19 protein-coding genes are annotated in these 18923 nt (G+C 47.7%); 15 read left to right on the top strand and 4 right to left on the bottom strand.

What is annotated here, in order from left to right:
* The gene (gene suhB, locus B3850_RS10845) at positions 1-777 is read right to left on the bottom strand and encodes an inositol-1-monophosphatase (RefSeq protein WP_286875637.1); all 777 of its coding nucleotides are present in this window, start codon (positions 775-777) and stop codon (positions 1-3) included.
* A gap of 131 nt (positions 778-908) precedes the next feature.
* On the opposite strand from suhB, the gene trmJ reads away from it, so the two are divergent.
* Genes trmJ through B3850_RS10830 form a run of 3 tightly spaced genes read left to right on the top strand, consistent with a single transcriptional unit; the run spans position 909 to position 3346 of the window.
* Positions 909-1631, top strand: coding sequence for a tRNA (cytosine(32)/uridine(32)-2'-O)-methyltransferase TrmJ (gene trmJ, locus B3850_RS10840; protein ID WP_053953945.1), 723 nt, complete (start codon positions 909-911; stop codon positions 1629-1631).
* 60 nt (positions 1632-1691) lie between these two features.
* The gene (gene iscR / locus B3850_RS10835) at positions 1692-2168 is read left to right on the top strand and encodes a Fe-S cluster assembly transcriptional regulator IscR (RefSeq protein WP_286875642.1); all 477 of its coding nucleotides are present in this window, start codon (positions 1692-1694) and stop codon (positions 2166-2168) included.
* 44 nt (positions 2169-2212) lie between these two features.
* Positions 2213-3346 carry an IscS subfamily cysteine desulfurase gene (locus tag B3850_RS10830; RefSeq protein WP_414654261.1) on the top strand — a complete coding sequence of 378 codons (1134 nt, stop codon included), beginning with the start codon at positions 2213-2215 and terminating at the stop codon, positions 3344-3346.
* Here the strand turns inward: B3850_RS10830 and msrA are convergent.
* Positions 3343-3888: a peptide-methionine (S)-S-oxide reductase MsrA gene (msrA, locus tag B3850_RS10825; RefSeq protein WP_286875645.1), complete on the bottom strand. Its 546-nt coding sequence runs from the start codon at positions 3886-3888 to the stop codon at positions 3343-3345. The genes B3850_RS10830 and msrA overlap by 4 nt on opposite strands.
* 174 nt (positions 3889-4062) lie before the next feature.
* Between msrA and ndk the strand changes: the two genes are divergently transcribed.
* From ndk to der, 9 genes are all read left to right on the top strand, one after another.
* Positions 4063-4494, top strand: a complete 432-nt coding sequence (gene ndk / locus B3850_RS10820) for a nucleoside-diphosphate kinase (protein WP_053953948.1) — start codon at positions 4063-4065, stop codon at positions 4492-4494.
* A gap of 12 nt (positions 4495-4506) precedes the next feature.
* Positions 4507-5643, top strand: a complete 1137-nt coding sequence (locus tag B3850_RS10815; RefSeq protein WP_286875648.1) for a bifunctional tRNA (adenosine(37)-C2)-methyltransferase TrmG/ribosomal RNA large subunit methyltransferase RlmN — start codon at positions 4507-4509, stop codon at positions 5641-5643.
* 33 nt (positions 5644-5676) lie between these two features.
* Entirely contained in the window at positions 5677-6132 is a 456-nt protein-coding gene (locus tag B3850_RS10810; protein ID WP_058576055.1) for a tetratricopeptide repeat protein, read from the top strand.
* 20 nt (positions 6133-6152) lie between these two features.
* The gene (locus B3850_RS10805) at positions 6153-7262 is read left to right on the top strand and encodes a RodZ domain-containing protein (protein WP_286875649.1); all 1110 of its coding nucleotides are present in this window, start codon (positions 6153-6155) and stop codon (positions 7260-7262) included.
* Positions 7263-7310: 48 nt separating this feature from the next.
* Positions 7311-8429, top strand: coding sequence for a flavodoxin-dependent (E)-4-hydroxy-3-methylbut-2-enyl-diphosphate synthase (ispG, locus tag B3850_RS10800; protein ID WP_053953952.1), 1119 nt, complete (start codon positions 7311-7313; stop codon positions 8427-8429).
* A gap of 72 nt (positions 8430-8501) precedes the next feature.
* Positions 8502-9779, top strand: a complete 1278-nt coding sequence (hisS, locus tag B3850_RS10795) for a histidine--tRNA ligase (protein WP_286911730.1) — start codon at positions 8502-8504, stop codon at positions 9777-9779.
* A gap of 4 nt (positions 9780-9783) precedes the next feature.
* Positions 9784-10395 carry a YfgM family protein gene (locus tag B3850_RS10790; protein ID WP_286872247.1) on the top strand — a complete coding sequence of 204 codons (612 nt, stop codon included), beginning with the start codon at positions 9784-9786 and terminating at the stop codon, positions 10393-10395.
* Positions 10395-11624: an outer membrane protein assembly factor BamB gene (gene bamB / locus B3850_RS10785; RefSeq protein ID WP_053953954.1), complete on the top strand. Its 1230-nt coding sequence runs from the start codon at positions 10395-10397 to the stop codon at positions 11622-11624. Before B3850_RS10790 ends, bamB begins: the two co-directional genes overlap by 1 nt.
* Before the next feature lie 6 nt (positions 11625-11630).
* Positions 11631-13070 carry a ribosome biogenesis GTPase Der gene (gene der, locus B3850_RS10780; protein ID WP_286872249.1) on the top strand — a complete coding sequence of 480 codons (1440 nt, stop codon included), beginning with the start codon at positions 11631-11633 and terminating at the stop codon, positions 13068-13070.
* Between the two features lie 60 nt (positions 13071-13130).
* Here der and hslO read toward each other — a convergent pair whose 3' ends face one another.
* Together hslO and hslR are read right to left on the bottom strand one after the other, a co-directional pair.
* A complete protein-coding gene (gene hslO / locus B3850_RS10775) occupies positions 13131-13955 on the bottom strand; it encodes an Hsp33 family molecular chaperone HslO (RefSeq protein ID WP_053953956.1) in 825 nt (274 codons plus the stop codon).
* Between the two features lie 2 nt (positions 13956-13957).
* Positions 13958-14365 carry a ribosome-associated heat shock protein Hsp15 gene (gene hslR / locus B3850_RS10770; protein WP_286871722.1) on the bottom strand — a complete coding sequence of 136 codons (408 nt, stop codon included), beginning with the start codon at positions 14363-14365 and terminating at the stop codon, positions 13958-13960.
* Between the two features lie 164 nt (positions 14366-14529).
* On the opposite strand from hslR, the gene gspC reads away from it, so the two are divergent.
* From gspC to gspE, 3 genes are read left to right on the top strand one after another with little or no spacing between them, the layout of a single operon-like run.
* A complete protein-coding gene (gene gspC, locus B3850_RS10765; protein ID WP_286871719.1) occupies positions 14530-15378 on the top strand; it encodes a type II secretion system protein GspC in 849 nt (282 codons plus the stop codon).
* Between the two features lies 1 nt (position 15379).
* Positions 15380-17443, top strand: a complete 2064-nt coding sequence (gene gspD / locus B3850_RS10760; RefSeq protein ID WP_053953959.1) for a type II secretion system secretin GspD — start codon at positions 15380-15382, stop codon at positions 17441-17443.
* Positions 17436-18920 carry a type II secretion system ATPase GspE gene (gspE, locus tag B3850_RS10755; protein ID WP_286871716.1) on the top strand — a complete coding sequence of 495 codons (1485 nt, stop codon included), beginning with the start codon at positions 17436-17438 and terminating at the stop codon, positions 18918-18920. The genes gspD and gspE overlap by 8 nt, the downstream gene beginning before the upstream one ends.
* Positions 18921-18923: the final 3 nt, after the last annotated feature.

Raw genomic sequence — 18923 nt, 5'->3', positions numbered from 1 at the left:
TTAGCGAATTTTTGCGAGCATTTGCTTGAGGGCTTTAGGGGCACCCGCGGCAATGTTGCCTGACTGTACATAGTTATGGCCGCCCTGGAAGTCACTAACAATACCTCCGGCTTCGCGAACCAGTAATTCGCCAGCGAGTATATCCCAGGGTTTTAAGCCCATTTCCCAGAATGCGTCGTGACGTCCGGCTGCAACGTAGGCTAAGTCCAGTGCCGCTGCACCGGCTCTGCGTACATCCGCACAGTGCTCAAATAACTTATTAAACATTTCCAGGTATTCAGGCAATCGACTTTTCATTTTGAACGGGAAGCCCGTTGATAAAATGGCGCCTTTCAACTCAACTTTCGGAGAAATACGCAAACGGCGACCATTCAACTGTGCGCCTGCACCGCGTGAAGCGGTGAAAAGCTCTTCACGCATAGGATCATACACAACGGCCTGTTGAACAGAACCTTTGTGAAGCAATGCAATAGAAATACAATAGTGGGGAATACCGCGCATGTAATTGGTCGTGCCGTCTAGCGGGTCAATTACCCACTGGAAGTCGTTTTCTTTACCAGCCTGAGTACCGCTTTCCTCTGCAATAATGCCGTGATCGGGGTAAGACTTCTTAATTGTGTTGATAATAGCCTGTTCAGCGGCTTTATCCATGTCAGTTACCCAGTCGTTTAAGCCTTTTGACTCAGCTTCTACGGGGTGTCCCTGATCGAAATTTTTAACTAAAATTTTGCCGGCCGCACGCGCTGCGCGCACCGCAATATTTAACATCGGATGCATACCAATTACCTGTGCTGTAAAAGAACAATTTTCGGTCGCGGATCATACCAGTGTTGGGGTATCATGCCAAACTTTTCGACAACCTCGCAGAATAAGCCGAGAAGTTAACGCGCAAAGCAAAGGAAATACTCATGCTCGACAATATACGCATTGTGTTGGTGAACACCTCTCATACCGGGAATATCGGGTCAGTCGCCCGTGCTATGAAAACCATGGGGCTCTCCGACTTAGCCTTGGTTGATCCTGTGCAGGAACCGGACAGCCATGCATCGGCATTAGCCGCCGGTGCAACGGATATTCTGGCTAACGCGACTATTGTTGATAACTTGCACGACGCAATTTCAGACTGTGGACTCGTGGTTGCGACAAGTGCACGGAACCGAACGCTAGACTGGCCGTTGCTCGACCCTCGTGAGTCGGCTGCAAAAGTATTGCAAGAGTCTACTCAGCATAAAGTTGCGTTGGTGTTTGGTCGTGAAAGTAGTGGTTTAACAAACGAAGAGCTGCAACAAAGTCACTTTCATTTACATATTCCGACAAACCCCGAATATGGCTCTCTAAACTTGGCAATGGCCGTTCAGTCAGTGTGTTACGAAGTTCGTATGCAGTGGTTGGAAGCGGGTGAAAAAGTGGAAGCCGACATTCCTGATTATCCGCGTGTTGATGACTTAGAGCGTTTCTATGAACATTTAGAAGCGACACTGACGAATACCGGCTTTATTAATCCGAAGCATCCGGGGCAGGTTATGACCAAATTGCGACGCCTTTATAATCGGGCGCGACCGGAAGAGAGCGAGATCAATATTTTGCGTGGAATGTTAGCCTCTGTGGATAAATCTATTGACAATACTTGACTAAAATAGTCGGGAATGTAGAATTTCAACTTACGATTAACACTTCCCGAGGAAATTGCTATGCGTCTGACATCAAAAGGCCGATACGCGGTAACCGCAATGCTTGATGTGGCTTTGTTTTCAGCAAAAGGCCCCATTCCACTGGCGGATATTTCAGAACGTCAGGGCATTTCCTTGTCGTATTTAGAGCAATTGTTTGCACGTTTGCGTAAACACGGTTTGGTTGACAGTGTTCGGGGTCCTGGCGGTGGTTACCGACTGGGACGTGAGCCGGGTGACATATCGGTGGGTTCGGTTATTCATGCGGTCGATGAGTCAATTGATGCAACGCGATGCCAGGGTAAAGCCAACTGCCAAGGTGGCGAGCGTTGTCTGACGCACTCATTGTGGGAAGGTTTGAGCGATCGAATTTCTGACTTTTTAGACGGAATTACCCTTGCTGAGCTAATGAAAAACTCAGATGTAGGCGACGTTATGCAACGCCAGCATTTACGCCATGCATCGGACGAAGACATAAAAGTTAACTGCCAACTGTAACGGCACTTACCAGGAGGACCTTCGTGCCTAAACAACCCATCTACATGGATTATGCCGCCACTACGCCAGTAGCGCCTGAAGCGGCAGAAAAAATGGCAACTTGCTTAACCATGGACGGGGTGTTTGGAAACCCTGCCTCGCGTTCTCATAAATATGGCTGGCAAGCGGAAGAGCTTGTCGATATTGCACGGCACCAAGTCGCCGACTTAATTCATGCCGATGCTCGCGAAATTGTTTTTACCTCTGGCGCAACCGAGTCGGATAACCTGGCTTTGAAAGGTGTTGCGCATTTTCATGCCGACAAAGGTAAGCACATTGTTTCGGTGAAAACTGAACACAAAGCCGTGCTTGACCCTTGTGCACAGCTTGAAAAAGAAGGCTTCGAAGTCACTTATTTAGACGTTAAAGAAGACGGTCTTATCGACTTGGATGAGCTTCGTTCGGCACTGCGCGAAGACACTATTCTGGCCAGTGTTATGTGGGTCAATAACGAGATTGGTGTTATTCAGGATATAAACGCTATTGGCTCCGTTTGTCGTGAGAACGGTACCTTGTTTCATGTTGATGCAGCGCAAGCCGCCGGTAAGTTACCTATTGATATGTCCAGCGCACCGGTCGACTTAATGTCGATTTCTGCGCATAAAATGTATGGTCCGAAAGGCATTGGCGCGTTGTATGTACGTCGCCAGCCGCGCGTTCGTATTGCCGCACAAATGCACGGTGGTGGTCACGAGCGGGGAATGCGCTCAGGCACTTTGGCAACGCACCAAATTGTAGGTATGGGTGTGGCGGCAGAGCTTGCGGCTGAAAAGCTCGGTACCGATATTGAACATTTTGAAAGTTTGCGTCAGCAGTTTTTGTCGCCGTTACTGGCGGAAGAGGGCATTAAGCTTAATGGCAGCGACACGCAACGAGTACCTCATATTGTGAACTTACAATTCGCTAATGTTGAAGGCGAGTTGCTGCTCATGTCGCTTAAAGACGTGGCTGTATCCTCAGGCTCGGCGTGCACCTCGGCCAGTGTTGAACCTTCGTATGTTCTGCGGGCTATTGGTGTCAGCGATGAGTTGGCTCATGCTTCACTGCGTTTCAGTTTTGGCCGTAGCACAACCGCAGCTGATATTGAGCATGCGGTTGAACACATTTTGACGACCTATAAGACCCTGGCGCAGCGTTAGTCTTTTAATAATCCTGAAAACGTTTTCCGGAACTTCGCCAGTTTCGGTGAAATAACCGCTTGGCAATACGGATTTTCCGGATTTCTTGCATAGTAGTTTTCGTGATAGTCCTCGGCTGGGTAAAAGGTATCCAGCTTGGTCACTTCGGTGACTATTGGGTCAGCGAAGGCACCATCGTTTTCTAACTCCGCAATAATGCTTTCGGCTTCCTGCTTTTGTGCTTCGTCGTGGTAAAAAATTGACGTACGGTATTGAGTGCCAACGTCGTTACCTTGACGGTTCACCTGTGTCGGGTCGTGCAGCGTAAAAAAGATTTCTAAGATTTGACGGTAAGAGATTTGCTCAGGATCATAGGTGAGTTGCGCGACTTCGGCATGACCCGTGTCACCGGTACAAACTTGCTCATAGGTTGGGTTTTCAGTGTGACCGCCGGTGTAACCGGATTTCACCGATTCAATCCCTTTTACTTGTAAGAAAGCGGATTCCACGCACCAGAAACACCCGCCGCCGAGAGTTGCTTGCTCAGTTTTGTTCGCTGCCATGATTTACTCCTCTTTGTCTATTTGAAAGTTAAATAGACGTCTATATGGCTAATTTGTTTTGTCATGCTAAATCAGAATGAACGAAAAAACAATCATTATGGATTCGATCTCAAACGCATTCTCACGTATAATCCGCGCGACTAATTTTTCCTATCTTTATTGGAGTGAATACACATGGCTTTAGAGCGCACTTTATCAATCATCAAGCCTGATGCGGTTGCTAAAAACCTTATCGGCGCTATCTACAACCGTTTTGAGTCTGCTGGTCTTCGCATTGTTGCATCAAAAATGATGCACTTAAGCAAAGAACAAGCAGAAGGCTTCTATGCTGAACATAAAGAACGCCCTTTCTTTGGCGCTTTGGTTGAGTTCATGACATCTGGCCCTATCGTTGTTCAAGTACTTGAAGGCGAAAATGCAGTATTGAAAAACCGTGAAATCATGGGCGCAACAAACCCAGCTGAAGCACTGGCAGGAACCCTGCGTGCCGACTATGCTGAAACTATCGACGAAAATGCGGTACACGGTTCAGACGCAACTGAAACAGCTGCGCGCGAAATCGCATACTTCTTCAGCGACGAAGAAATCTGCCCACGTACACGCTAAGAACGGAGCTTTATGACCAACGCAATTGATAAAAAAGTGAATTTACTCGACCTGAATCGCGAAGGAATGAGAGAGTTCTTCCGCGAGATGGGAGAGAAGCCATTTCGTGCCGATCAGGTTATGAAATGGTTGTATCATTTTTGTGTTGATGACTTCGACGATATGTCGAACCTCAACAAGAAATTGCGTGAAAAGCTCAAGCAAGTTGCCGAGATACGCGCACCGGAAATTCGTGAACAACAGCAGTCATCAGACGGCACCATCAAGTTTGCAATGACGTTGTTTGACGGCCAGGACGTGGAAACGGTCTGGATTCCGGAGCGCGATCGCGCAACTCTTTGTGTGTCCTCTCAGGTAGGCTGTGCTCTTGAGTGCACTTTCTGCTCTACCGGCGCACAAGGTTTTAACCGTAACCTAACGGTTGCGGAAATTATTGGCCAGGTATGGCGAGTAAACCAGTTACTGGGTGCTTACGGTAAAACGGGTATTAAACCTGTTACTAACGTTGTCATGATGGGCATGGGTGAACCTCTGCTGAACTTAAACAATGTGGTTCCGGCAATGGAGTTAATGCTGGATGACTTTGGTTTTGGCCTGTCAAAGCGCCGTGTGACGTTAAGTACATCGGGTGTGGTTCCTGCGCTTGAAAAACTGCGCGAACGCATTGATGTGATGTTGGCTATTTCTCTGCACGCACCAAACGACGAGCTGCGTAATGAAATAGTACCCATCAATAAAAAATACGATATTGAAGAATTTCTGGCGTCCAGCCGACGCTATGTTGAACAGTCTAAAGCTCAACATAAAGTCACGGTTGAATACGTCATGCTGGACCATGTGAATGACTCAACAGATCAAGCACATGAGCTGGCAAAAACACTAAAAGATACCCCGAGTAAAATAAACTTAATTCCGTTTAATCCGTTCCCGGGGTCAGATTACGGGCGTTCAAGCAATTCGCGTATTGACCGCTTTGCTAAAGTGCTTATGGAATACGGCTTTACCGTTATGGTTCGTAAAACGCGTGGTGACGACATTGACGCCGCCTGCGGTCAGCTAGTTGGTGATGTCATAGACCGCACTAAACGTATTCTTAAGCGTCAGCAAATGCAGCGCGGCGGCGACGCTATTGCCGTAAAGACTTCGTAAAAACACTGAATCGCAACCACAAGGAGTGTGATAATGCGAGCCGCTTTGCTATTGATAGCACTGGCGTTGATGGGTTGTACCGCCAGTTCCAATGACCCATTGCCTGTAAGTAAAGACGTACGGTTACAGCTTGGTGTAGCTTACCTAAACAAGGGTAGACTCGAGCTCGCGAAACCGCACTTGCAAGCAGCAATGAAACGTAATCCCCGTTCGTTAAATGCCTTATTTGCGCTGGCGCAGTGGCATTTAGCGGCAAATGAGACAGATTCTGCTTTGTCACTTTACCAACAGGCATTATCATGGCAACCTATGAGCGGTGCATTGTATAACAACTATGCGGTTGCATTGTGTATGGCTGGAGAATGGGAAAAAGCGCTCGGGTATTTCGATAAAGTAAGACTTGATACTCAGTATCCCTTTCAGACAAAGAGCCAACAAAACAGGGCTCGGTGTGAAAAGAACAAAGGCCACTACGCAAGTCAGCCTTAACAGGGAACACCCTAACAATCATGACTGCTGAAAACGAACCAAATAAAGAGAATAATTCAACGGACTCTGACGCGGCACAAGAAACAAAACAACAGCCAGTTCAGGGACCAGGTGAAATTCTAAGAAAAGCGCGCGAGGCTAAAGGGCTGAGTCAGCGAGAAGTTGCTGATGAGCTGCGCTTGCGAAAACAGATCATCGAGCTTTTGGAAGCGGATGATTACGAAACGTTTTCTACTCCTACCTTCATAAAAGGTTATTTGCGTGCATACGCTAAGCTTTTGGACGTTGATGAAGAGAAGCTGTTTGCTGCTTATAAAGCAAAAGGTTATCAGGAAGTCCAAAGCACACAAATGCAGAGCTTTTCGCGTCGCAAGAAGCACCAAGAGAGCGATAACCGTTTAATGCTGATTACCTACGCTGTCATTATTATTGTCGTAGGTTTAGTGATTTGGTGGTGGCAGGACTCAGGTATGAGTTCAGATGAGCCAGCACAGTCATCAACCGTTGAAAGTGCAACACAAAGTAATAATGAAGCTGACGTTAGTGCAGTTGAAATAGACTCCGAGCCAAGACAACCAGAAATAGAGCCAAATACTGAAGAGGCGGTGCTAGAGTCAGACGTATCGTCAGCGGATACAAATATCTCGATAAACGAGTCAAACTTTGCGTCGAGCAATTCTGAGCAGAGTCCTGAACAGAGTAGTGCAGAAGAAAACAATGAACAAAACTCTGAGCAAAGTGCTTCTGAAACAACGGTAGAGTCTTCAGTTGCGCAGACAGAAGACGCTTCGGAAGAGAGTACAGAGCCAGCAAGCGAAGTAACTGACGCCGCTCCGACAGCGGAAGAAGCGCCTGCTCAAGAGGCGGTTGCTGAGGACGCTGTTGTCAGTCGTTTAGTCTTCGAATTCAGCCAGGAATGTTGGGTGAAAGTCGATGATGCAGAGGGTGAAACTCAGGCCGTTGGTGTAAAAGCTGCTGGTTATACAATGGCGGTTCCGGGTGAGCCTCCGTTTTCGATTACAATGTGCAAACCAGAAGCGGCAGTCATTACCTTTGACGGTAATGAAATTGATATGAGCCAATTCCGTCGTGAACGAGTTGCACGATTTACTGTGCCAATGTCAGAGTAACGACTAAAATAATAGAACCTGAATAGTTGTAGAGGTTAAGTAAGTAATATGATGCACGAAAGTCCAATTAAGCGCCGTCCTTCACGCCGTTTATACGTAGGTAATGTACCTATTGGTGATGGCGCGCCGATTGCCGTGCAATCTATGACGAACACGGAAACAACCGATGTTGATGCGACGGTTGCGCAAATAGAAGCTTTAGCGAGCGCCGGCGCTGATATTGTTCGGGTTTCTGTACCAACCATGGACGCTGCTGAAGCATTCAGAGAAATAAAACAGCGTAGTTCCGTGCCGCTGGTTACGGATATTCACTTTGATTACCGTATAGCGCTGAAAGTTGCGGAGTACGGTGCCGATTGTCTACGAATTAATCCAGGTAATATTGGCAAAGAAGATCGCATTCGTGCGGTAGTTGATGCGGCTCGAGAAAAAAATATTCCTATCCGAATTGGTGTTAATGGTGGCTCGTTAGAAAAAGACATACAGGAAAAGTATGGTGAGCCAACCGCGGAGGCTTTAGTTGAGTCGGCGATGAGACACGTCGATATTCTCGACAGACTCGACTTTCACGATTTTAAAGTGAGTGTCAAAGCATCTGATGTTTTCTTAGCCGTAGAGTCATACCGACTGCTGGCGAAGAAAATTGATCAGCCATTGCATTTGGGCATCACTGAAGCGGGCGGCAAACGTAGTGGCTCCGTTAAGTCTGCCGTTGGTTTAGGCATGCTATTAGCCGAGGGTATTGGTGACACATTAAGAGTCTCACTTGCTGCAGACCCGGTCGAAGAAATTAAAGTGGGCTTTGACATTCTTAAGTCTCTGCGCATTCGTTCGCGCGGAATTAACTTTATTGCCTGCCCCAGCTGCTCGCGTCAGGAATTCGATGTTATTGATACCGTGAATCAGTTAGAGCAACGTCTCGAAGATATTACGACCCCAATGGACGTGTCGGTTATTGGCTGTGTTGTAAATGGTCCAGGTGAGGCTTTAGTTTCTAAAGTGGGTTTAGCTGGCGCCAAGAATAAAAGCGGCCTGTATATCGACGGTCAACGTCAAAAGCAGCGGTTAGACAACTCGAATTTGGTTGATGAGCTGGAAGCGCAAATTAGAGCGCAAGTGAAAGCGGCAGAAGCTAATAAAATCGACGTAAAAGAAATTAACGGTTAATTTTACCCGCACCCCGAAAATCCTTATAATAGCCGCTTATTTTTGTAGCGATAACCAAAACGAGAAGGTTCCGTGGCGAATACAATACAAGCAATTCGTGGCATGAACGATTTGCTGCCCGATCAAAGTCCAGCCTGGCAGCAAGTTGAGTCAATTATCCGCAATGTCGCAGCCAGCTATGGCTATAGCGAAATCCGTATGCCTGTGCTGGAAAGCACTCAGCTTTTCAAACGTTCTATCGGCGAAGTAACGGATATCGTCGAAAAAGAAATGTATACCTTTGATGACAGAAACGGCGAGAGCGTGACGTTGCGACCGGAAGGTACAGCAAGTTGCGTCCGCGCTGGTAATCAGCACGGTTTGTTGTATAACCAAATACAGCGCCTTTGGTATATGGGACCGATGTTCCGCTACGAACGCCCACAAAAAGGTCGTTATCGTCAGTTTCATCAGTTTGGTATCGAAACTTTTGGCATTGATAGCGCTGACGCCGACGCCGAGGTTATTTTGCTGTCGGCACGCTTGTGGCAAGCTTTTGGTATAGCTGACCAGGTAGAGTTGCAACTTAACTCATTAGGCTCTAACGAGGCACGCGCGAATTATCGCGATGCGTTGAGGAGTTATTTAAGTGACTATGCAAGCGAGTTGGACGAAGACAGCCAGCGCCGCCTGGAAACAAACCCATTACGCATACTTGATAGTAAAGACGCAAATACACAAAAGCTTCTTGAGAATGCACCTAAGTTGTCTGACTACTGGGATGACGAGTCTCGGGAGCACTTCAAACAGCTGACAATGCGGTTAGAGAATGCGGGCGTTAAGTTCACTTTAAACGAGCGTTTGGTGCGTGGGCTTGATTATTACAACCGAACTGTATTTGAATGGGTGACAACAGCGTTGGGCGCTCAGGGTACGGTATGTGCAGGTGGCCGTTACGACGGGTTGGTTGAACAGCTAGGCGGTAAGGCAACGCCTGCAGTTGGTTTTGCTATGGGTATGGAGCGTCTGGTGCTATTGCTTCAGGAGCAAAATAAGCTCACGCCACGCCGCACCGTAGATGCTTACTTAATGCCTTTAGGTGAAGAGGCGGAACTTAATGCACCACGTATTGCCGAACAGCTGAGAAACGAGTTACCGGACTTGAGGCTGGTGACGCATTGCGGCGGTGGCGCAATGAAAAAGCAAATGAAGAAAGCGGATAAATCGGGTGCTGAAGTCGCCTTGATTATTGGTGCGGATGAAATCGCTCAACAGCAAGTAACGGTTAAACCGTTGCGTACTGATGAGCAGCAAGAAACCTTGAGCTGGCAAGCGCTTGTAGAACGTTTGCAGCCACTGACAAGAGGGTAGTCTGGTGGATACAGAAGAACAACAAGTCGAACGAATTAAAGAGTTTTGGAAAGAGCACGGCAAGGGCATTGTTGCCGGTGCGGTCATTGGTTTTGGTTTGTTTTATGGCTGGCGTTTTTACGATCAGCACACCATGGAACAACAGCAACTCGCTTCAGCAAAGTATGAACAATTAACCACAGCGTTGTCTGAAGGTAGCGAAAATGCGGTGGTAGAAGCTCAGAGCTTCGTATCGGACAACTCTGACAATACCTATGCTCATTTAGTGGCTCTGCAGTTGGCGAAAGAAGCCGTCAGTAAAGACGATCTTGCAACGGCAGTAACGTCACTGCAGCTGGTGGTAGATAACGCTGAAGACAACAATATTAAAGCCTTGGCGAGCATTCGCTTGGCGCGTGTTCTAGTTGCTCAGGATCAGGCGGATACCGCACTTGAATTGGTTCGTGGCTCCTATCCCGAGGCTTACCAAGGGTACGCAGCTGAAATTGAAGGTGACATATTGGCCGATAAAGGTCAGAACGAAGATGCTCGTGCAGCCTATCAGCGCGCTTTAGAAGCGGATGAGTCTCTGACTCCTGCGCTGCAAATGAAAATCAACAGTTTGGCTAAATCATAATGCAGTCTATTAAATCTCTGGTAAAAAGTGTCGCGTTATTATCAGCAGCGCTCATTGCTGTTGGTTGCTCTAGCTCAGACGAAGAGCCAAAGTTTGCGACCTTGCAGCCGATTAATGCTGAAGTCACTCCAAAGGTACTTTGGAGCGAGTCAGTCGGCAGCGGTATTGGTGAATATTTCTCTCGGTTAAACCCTGTTGTTGAATACGGCAATGTGTACGCCGCTGACCGCGCAGGTATTGTTCGTGCAATGGACAAGACCAATGGCGATAAAGTTTGGCAAATTGACTTACGCAACCTCATCACCTTTGATGAAGCTCGTGATGAAGGTTGGTTTGACGGCCTGTTCGCCAGCCCATTTCCCGCAAGAATTTCAGGTGGCTTAGTTGCGCAGTACGACACTGTTTTTCTGGGCACGGAAAATGGTGATGTCATTGCGTTAGATGCGGAAACCGGTGAGCTGGTTTGGCATACCGAAGTGGGTAACGAAGTAATGTCTGACCCGGCCGTCGGTGAAGGTCGAGTCGTTGTTCACACGGGTGGCGGTAAAGTCATTAGCCTTGATGCTTCAACGGGCGAACAGCAGTGGGAGTATGAGTACCAAACACCAATGTTGTCGGTTCGAGGTGCTTCAGCTCCGGCAATTATTAGTGGTGGTGTCATTGTTGGCGACAGTAACGGTAATGGCATGGTGCTTATTTCTGAAAGTGGTCAGCAAGCCTGGACTCAAACGATTGGTGAAGCCAGTGGTGGTACAGAGCTTGAGCGTTTAGCCGACGTTGACGCTGCGCCAGCTTCACAAGGAACCACTCTGTATATGGTTGCTTATAACGGCGAATTGGTCGCGCTTGAGTTAATGAGTGGCGAAGTCCGCTGGAAGCGCGATTATAAGTCGTTCGAAAACATGTTGGTAACAGCAGGTCGAATCTTTTTAACGGACGTAAATAGCCATATTTACGCACTTGACCAAAACGGTGGTATTGAGCGTTGGAGTAATACACGCTTGTTTGGTCGTGAATTGTCAGCTCCGGCAAGACACCGTGGCCATATACTGGTCGGTGACTTCGAAGGTTACTTACATTGGTTGAATGACGACTCAGGTGAGATAAATGGGCGTTACCATGTTGGTGGTGACGGCGTTTATGCAGCGCCTGTGGTAAGTGACAACGTTGCTTATGTACAAACACGCGATGGCGAGATAATCGCCCTCGATATAAACTCAGGAAATTAATAGATAATGCTACCAGTTGTTGCGCTCGTGGGGCGCCCGAATGTTGGGAAATCCACCTTGTTTAATCGGTTAACACGCACTCGCGATGCGTTGGTAGCGGACTTTCCCGGGTTAACCCGAGACAGAAAATACGGACAAGCAAACTACGACGGCTATCAATTCATCGTTGTTGATACCGGCGGTATCCATGGCGATGAAGAGGGTATCGATGAAGAGATGGCGAAGCAATCACTGCTGGCTGTCGAAGAGGCCGATGTCGTTTTGTTTATGGTGGATGCACGTGACGGTGTCACAGTTGGTGATCAAGCCATAGCGACTCATCTGCGCAAACAAGACAAAAAAGTTTATTTAGTCTGTAATAAAATTGATGGCATTGATGCCACTTCCGCAATGGCAGACTTCTATTCTCTTTCCCTGGGTGAGCTATACGGTATAGCCGCTGCTCATGGGCGTGGTGTTGAGCAATTGCTAACAACCTGCTTTAAGCCGTTGGCCGATGATTACCCCGATGTTATTGCATCGACGAAAGAGGACTCTGAAGATCTCGAACACGATGAAATCGATTATGAGGCCTTGCCACTTAAGTTGGCGATTGTAGGTCGACCTAACGTGGGTAAATCAACGCTGACTAACCGAATTCTGGGTGAGGAGCGGGTTGTCGTTTACGATATGCCAGGCACTACCCGAGACTCAGTCTATATTCCGATGCAGCGTGATGATCGCGAGTACATTTTAATTGATACTGCAGGCGTTCGTCGGCGGGGTCGTATTGGAGAAGCCATTGAGAAGTTCTCTGTGGTTAAAACCCTACAGGCAATTGAAGACGCTAACGTGGTGCTTATTGTCATCGATGCGAGAGAAACCATTACGGATCAAGACTTGAACCTAATTGGGTTCGCGCTTAATGCGGGTCGCTCTATCGTTATTGCAGTGAATAAGTGGGACGGCTTAGAAACTGACCATAAAGAAGAAATAAAGCGTGAGCTTGATCGTCGCTTAGGTTTTGTTGATTTTGCGCGCTTGCATTTCATTTCTGCGCTACACGGAACGGGTGTTGGCCATTTATTTGAGTCGGTGGAAGAAGCTTATACGAGCGCAACTCAGCGTATAGGTACCTCTAAGCTGACAAAAATAATGGAAATGGCACAAGAAGAGCATCAGCCCCCATTAGTGGGTGGGCGTCGAGTGAAGCTAAAATACGCACACGCTGGTGGCTATAACCCACCAAGAGTTGTTATTCACGGCAACCAGGTGACTGACTTACCAGGCTCTTATAAACGCTACCTAATGAACTACTTTAGAAAAGCATTAGGTATTATGGGCACACCAATAAAAATTGAATTCAAAGAGCCGAAAAACCCATTTGCCGGCAAGAAAAACCAATTAACGCTGTCGCAGCAGCGCAAGCGAAAGCGTCTAATGAAGTTTTTGAAAAAGAAGAAGTAAACAGAAAATAAAAAGCCCGATATCGATAAATATCGGGCTTTTTTGCGTCAGGTAATAAGCTTAGTTAAAGTCAGAAGGTTTAAAAACATACTCTGTCAGGCAATAGTCACAAGTCATGACGATTTCGCCGTCTCTATCCAGTATCTCTTTCAACTCTTCAGGTTTAACTGACGCTAATGCATTCAGCGTCTTGTCGCGAGAGCAACCACAGACAAAACTGACAGGTTGGCTTGGATATAAATGCACGGTTTCTTCATGATATAAACGGTGCAGTAGCTCTTCTGCCGGCACAGTGTAGAGCTCTTTGGCGGTAATAGTGTCTGTCAGTGTGGCCAAATGTTCAAAGCCTGTTAGGTCTTGACCGGAAGACGGTAGCCGTTGCAATAACATTCCCGCTGCGTGTTCACCGTCAGCATGCAGCCAAACCTTCGTGTGTAATTGCTCTGACTGCTCAAAGTAGTTTTCAAGCATTTCAGCAATGGAGTCGGCGTCTCCACTGACAACACCCTGATACCGTTCCCCGCTTTCAGGCGTTAATGTGATAATTAATTGACCTTTACCAATCATCGAACGCAAATCTGTATCGCTTAACTCAGCTCGTAAACGAGCTATGCCGCGAAGCTCTTGCTTGTGGTTACCGTTGACAGCAACAAAGTTCAGAGGGCCGTCGCCTTGTAACTGAACGGCGATATGTCCTTCAAATTTCAATGTCGCAGTCAGCAATGAAACAGCGGCCATCATATGTCCTAACACTTCCTGAACAGGAGCAGGGTAGTCATGACCACGGATTAACGTTTGATAGCTACTGGTTAGCTGGACAAGCTCACCACGCACGTCATGGTCGTTAAATGTATACCGTGATAATTGATCCGTTGGGTACTCCATGGTCACTCCTTTTTAAAGCGAATTAGCTGACGTCGCTGCTTTTTATCCGGGCGTCCGTCAGGGTGTGGATTATACAATGCATTAAGCTTTCTTGCTTCAGCGTTTTCTTCGCGTTTTGCCAGACTTTCTTCTGTCTCTCGATACAAAAGCTGCGCTTCGGGCGCGCCGCGCCGCTGCTCACTTAACTCCAGTACTTCGACTTCCTTACTATCGAACCCCTGACGTAACTTAATAATGGCACCGACCTGAACGACTTTAGAGGGTTTACTGCGTTGGCCGTCGTAGTGTACTTTACCCGACTGAACCATTTCTCTGGCAAGTGCCCGGGTTTTATAAAAACGTGCCGCCCAGAGCCATTTATCCAGGCGAACACCGGTGTCAGATGTTGTACTCTTTTGCTTCTTTGTCATAAAACCGCAATCATTTCGTTATAAAGTTTGTGTTAAGCGATTGTTGACTCATGTTGGCTGCGCTAGAATGCATGAATCTCTTTTGTCAGTGTAACAAGAATAAGAATAAAGTGACTGCCAGACTTCAACAGTATTTTACGAATTCAGCCCATTGGCGCGGACTTATGCTCGCGCTTACGGCATTCCTGTGGTTTTGTGTTGCGGTGCTGCTTGCTGAGTTTACCTGGTCATTGCTGTCGCCCGATGAACCGGAGAGCACACAGCCGACTGTTCCTAAGTTTAACTCAACGTCTTCGTCTGCTAATTCCGTCGACATAAGCCGTATCGAGGCGCTTCACCTGTTTGGTCAGTCAGAAAAGCAGGGGCCGAGAAACTCGCGCAATGCGCCGAAAACGACACTGAATGTGCGTCTTATCGGGGTATCTGCAAGCTCCAACCCAGAGCGTTCTGCCGCTATTATTCAGCAGGGTAGCCAACAGCGCACCTATATTATTGGCGAAAGCATTGGCAGTTCTCGGGTGACGGTTGAAGAAATATACGCTGATCGCGTTATTCTCGACAACAACGGCCGACTCGAAACCCTAGTGATGGAAGATGTCGGTGAAGACCGTCCGGCATTATCGCTGACGGTAGATGAGGCTACGGCAGAACAAAATAATACAGATGAGCCAGCCGAGAACAGCCGAACGGAATTTGTCGAAACTCAGCTTAGTAATATAGCGGACGATCCGTCGTCCATTATGGAGTATGTGAGCATTTCTCCGGCTATGGAAGGAGGGTCGCTTGTTGGTTATCGACTAAAGGCGGCAAAAAATCCCGAACTTTTTCAGCAAGCGGGGTTTCAAAATGGCGACTTGGCGGTCGCTATCAATGGCTACGACTTAACCGATATGGAACAAGCCATGTTAGCCAGTGAGGAGCTGGCTAACCAAAAACAAGTATCAATCGAAATAGAGCGCGATGGTGAACGGATGGAGCTGTCGTTTGAGCTACCGGAACAACAGGAAAATTAATATGTCAGTGGCAAAAAGAGGCTTAAGAAATTGGCTTGGAGCCCTGGGGTTGGCAGTAAGCGTAATGAGTACGCCATTAACGGCGGAAGAATATGCGGCCAGCTTTAAAAATACCGACATCAACGAATTTATTCAGGTGGTAGGCCGCAACTTGGGCAAAACCATTATTATTGACCCAAATGTGCGTGGCAAAATCGATGTACGTAGCTATGACGTGATGAATGAAGAGCAGTACTATCAGTTCTTTCTTAACGTCTTAGAAGTTTACGGCTTTGCTGTGGTAGAGATGGAATCTGGCGTACTTAAAGTCATTCGAGACCGCGACGCTAAGACATCGTCATTACCTGTTATGGACGCTGACAGCCGAGGCTCTGGCGATGCAATGGTCACGCGTGTTGTTCCCGTTGAAAATGTTTCTGTACGTGAATTAGCGCCTTTATTGCGCCAGCTTAATGATCAAAGTGGTGGTGGCATGGTGGTTAGCTACGACCCTTCAAACGTTATTATGATGACAGGTCGCTCAGAAACTGTGCAGCGCTTGGTTGAGATTATCGAGCGCGTCGACAGGGCAGGCGACCAAGACGTTGATATGATTCACCTCGAGTATGCGTCGGCCAGTGAAATTGTGCGTATTGCGCAATCACTGTATGAAAAAAGCAATAACGACGGAACACCACCTTTGCTGATTCCTAAAATCGTTGCCGACGAGCGCAGTAACTCGGTTATTGTCAGTGGTGAACCGCGAGCAAGAGCTCGAGTTGTTAAGCTTATTAAGCAACTTGACCAAGACTTAAAGTCGGAAGGTAATACGCGTGTATTTTATTTGAAATACGCAAAAGCGCCGGAAGTGGTCGAGGTTTTAAACGACGTGAGTCGCTCAATACAGGCTGAAAGTGAGCAACAAACGTCAAATACCAACACAACTCGCCGACGCAATAATAACGACTCTGTGAGCATTAGTCCGCATGAGCCGACGAACTCTGTTGTTATAACGGCTCAGCAGGACATGATGGCTTCGCTGGAGAAAGTCATTCACGACCTGGATATTCGCCGTGCCCAGGTGCAGGTAGAGGCTATTATTGTCGAAATTATGGAAGGCGATAACGTCAACTTTGGTGTCCAGTGGATAAGCGAAGACGGCGGTATGGTGCAATATAATGATGGTAGCCAAGTGCCTATCGGTAGCTTGGCTGCTGGGGCTTATCAGGCTAGGGAACAGCCAGGCACAACAACAACGCGTATTACCGACGGTGGCGTTGAGGTAACAACAACTGAGCCGGACGAGCCCGGTGACATATCGCTGCTGGCTAATTTACTCGGTTCAGTCAATGGCATGATGTTCGGTACTATTCAGAATGACTGGGCTGCGGTAGTTCAGGCAGTGACTCAGGATACTAACTCAAACATCTTAGCAACACCCAGTATTGTTACGGTTGATAACGAGGAAGCGAGCTTTTTGGTCGGTCAGGAAGTGCCAACCATTACGGGGTCAACTACCGGTGATAACAACGATAACCCTTTCCAGACCGTAGACCGAACTGAAGTGGGCATAAAACTGAAAGTGACGCCACAAATTAATGAAGGTGATGCCGTACAAATGACTATTGAGCAGGAAGTCTCAAGTTTAAGTGGCGCAACCTCAGTGGACGTTATTATTAATAAGCGTGAAATGAAAACAACCGTCATGGCGGACGATGGCGAAACCATTGTTCTGGGCGGCCTTATCGACGAAGACGTACAGGAGTCGGTGTCTAAGATACCGCTGCTGGGCGACATTCCGGTGTTAGGAAGACTGTTTAGCTCTACCTCAACGTCCAAGCAAAAGCGCAACTTAATGGTGTTTATTCGGCCGACGATAGTTCGCAATGGAAAGCGCATGCGAGAAATCAGCTCGGCAAAATACAACTATATGCGCGCACTGCAACTGGACGAGCGTTCACGCGGTATTTCCTTGATGCCAATGGAAGAGTCTCCGGTAATGAATGAATGGGACAGTGAGTTAACCTTGCCGCCCGGCTTCGAAGAGTACCTGGATAATAAACAGCCAGAGAAAGAGAATGACTGACGCGAGTGCTATTGCGACAACACGGTTACCTTTTAGCTTTGCCAAACGCTTTGGTGTGGTGGTTGAGTCGGGCGAACCTATGGTTGTGCACTGCCGTACTGGCGTCTCTGCACAAGCACTCAGAGAAGTGCGACGTAAGCTGGGTCAGCCTTTCACCTTGCAAGAACACCCGGCAAATGACTTTGAAACGCTTTTAACACAAGCTTATCAACGTGACTCGTCGGAAGCGAAACAGCTAATGGAAGACATTGGGAATGAGTCTGACTTGTTCTCACTGGCGGACGAGTTACCGCAAACCGAAGATCTATTAGAAAGTGAAGACGATGCACCTATTATCAAACTCATTAACGCCATGTTAAGTGAGGCGATAAAAGAAGGGGCATCGGATATTCACATAGAGACGTTCGAAAAGTCACTACTGATTCGCTTCCGCATCGATGGCGTATTGCGTGAAGTCTTAAAGCCGAATCGTAAACTGTCTTCTCTTTTAGTTTCCCGAATTAAAGTCATGGCACAGCTGGACATTGCTGAAAAACGTATACCGCAAGACGGTCGTATTTCTTTGCTTATCGCTGGTAGAGCGGTCGACGTAAGGGTGTCGACTATGCCGTCGAACCATGGCGAGCGCGTTGTTCTGCGCTTGCTTGATAAAAATAATGCACGTTTGAACCTAATGCAGCTGGGAATGACGCAGGAAAACCGCAATATCTTCCAGCAGCTGATTCATAAGCCTCATGGTATTATTCTTGTGACTGGCCCAACCGGTTCCGGTAAAAGTACGACCTTGTATGCCGGGCTGAGCGAAATTAATTCGAAAGACCGTAATATTCTGACAGTAGAAGATCCCATCGAGTATGCCATCGATGGTATTGGACAAACGCAGGTGAATCAGCGTGTTGATATGACCTTCGCGCGTGGTTTGCGAGCGATTCTGCGGCAAGATCCTGACGTTGTTATGGTCGGGGAAATACGAGACGTAGAGACCGCCCAAATTGCTGTGCAGGCATCATTGACGGGGCACTTGGTTTTGTCGACGTTACACACGAATACAGCTGCGGGTGCTATCACACGTCTTGAGGATATGGGGGTTGAACCATTCCTGCTGTCCTCCAGTTTATTGGCGGTGTTGTCTCAGCGCTTAGTTCGGACTTTATGTAGTAGCTGTCGTCAGCCTCATACGCCCGATGCGGAAGAGCGCCAGATATTAGGGCTGAGTGAGAGTTCGGAACATATTATTTACCGCGCAGGCAGCTGTGAGGGATGTAACCATACCGGTTATAGAGGGCGAACGGGTATTCACGAACTTCTCCAGGTCGATGATCATGTGCGCGAACTTGTGCATAACGGCCACGGTGAACAGGCGATTGAAAAGTACATACGCCAGTCAACCCCAAGCATACGACAAGACGGCCTGCAAAAGGTGCTAGAAGGGAAAACCACACTAGAGGAAGTCTTGCGAGTCACTCGCGAGGAGTAATAC

This window comes from Idiomarina sp. UBA4520 (genome assembly GCF_002388365.1).
Lineage (GTDB): Bacteria > Pseudomonadota > Gammaproteobacteria > Enterobacterales > Alteromonadaceae > Idiomarina > Idiomarina zobellii.
Note: the sequence above shows the minus strand (reverse complement) of the source record. Positions and strands in the feature narration are given on the sequence as shown.

Coding starts and splice junctions, on each gene's coding strand:
- suhB (WP_286875637.1), bottom strand. CDS start 777: ATGCATCCGATGTTAAATATTGCGGTGCGCGCAGCGCGTGCGGCCGGC.
- trmJ (WP_053953945.1), top strand. CDS start 909: ATGCTCGACAATATACGCATTGTGTTGGTGAACACCTCTCATACCGGG.
- iscR (WP_286875642.1), top strand. CDS start 1,692: ATGCGTCTGACATCAAAAGGCCGATACGCGGTAACCGCAATGCTTGAT.
- B3850_RS10830 (WP_414654261.1), top strand. CDS start 2,213: ATGGATTATGCCGCCACTACGCCAGTAGCGCCTGAAGCGGCAGAAAAA.
- msrA (WP_286875645.1), bottom strand. CDS start 3,888: ATGGCAGCGAACAAAACTGAGCAAGCAACTCTCGGCGGCGGGTGTTTC.
- ndk (WP_053953948.1), top strand. CDS start 4,063: ATGGCTTTAGAGCGCACTTTATCAATCATCAAGCCTGATGCGGTTGCT.
- B3850_RS10815 (WP_286875648.1), top strand. CDS start 4,507: ATGACCAACGCAATTGATAAAAAAGTGAATTTACTCGACCTGAATCGC.
- B3850_RS10810 (WP_058576055.1), top strand. CDS start 5,677: ATGCGAGCCGCTTTGCTATTGATAGCACTGGCGTTGATGGGTTGTACC.
- B3850_RS10805 (WP_286875649.1), top strand. CDS start 6,153: ATGACTGCTGAAAACGAACCAAATAAAGAGAATAATTCAACGGACTCT.
- ispG (WP_053953952.1), top strand. CDS start 7,311: ATGATGCACGAAAGTCCAATTAAGCGCCGTCCTTCACGCCGTTTATAC.
- bamB (WP_053953954.1), top strand. CDS start 10,395: ATGCAGTCTATTAAATCTCTGGTAAAAAGTGTCGCGTTATTATCAGCA.
- der (WP_286872249.1), top strand. CDS start 11,631: ATGCTACCAGTTGTTGCGCTCGTGGGGCGCCCGAATGTTGGGAAATCC.
- hslO (WP_053953956.1), bottom strand. CDS start 13,955: ATGGAGTACCCAACGGATCAATTATCACGGTATACATTTAACGACCAT.
- hslR (WP_286871722.1), bottom strand. CDS start 14,365: ATGACAAAGAAGCAAAAGAGTACAACATCTGACACCGGTGTTCGCCTG.
- gspC (WP_286871719.1), top strand. CDS start 14,530: ATGCTCGCGCTTACGGCATTCCTGTGGTTTTGTGTTGCGGTGCTGCTT.
- gspD (WP_053953959.1), top strand. CDS start 15,380: ATGTCAGTGGCAAAAAGAGGCTTAAGAAATTGGCTTGGAGCCCTGGGG.
- gspE (WP_286871716.1), top strand. CDS start 17,436: ATGACTGACGCGAGTGCTATTGCGACAACACGGTTACCTTTTAGCTTT.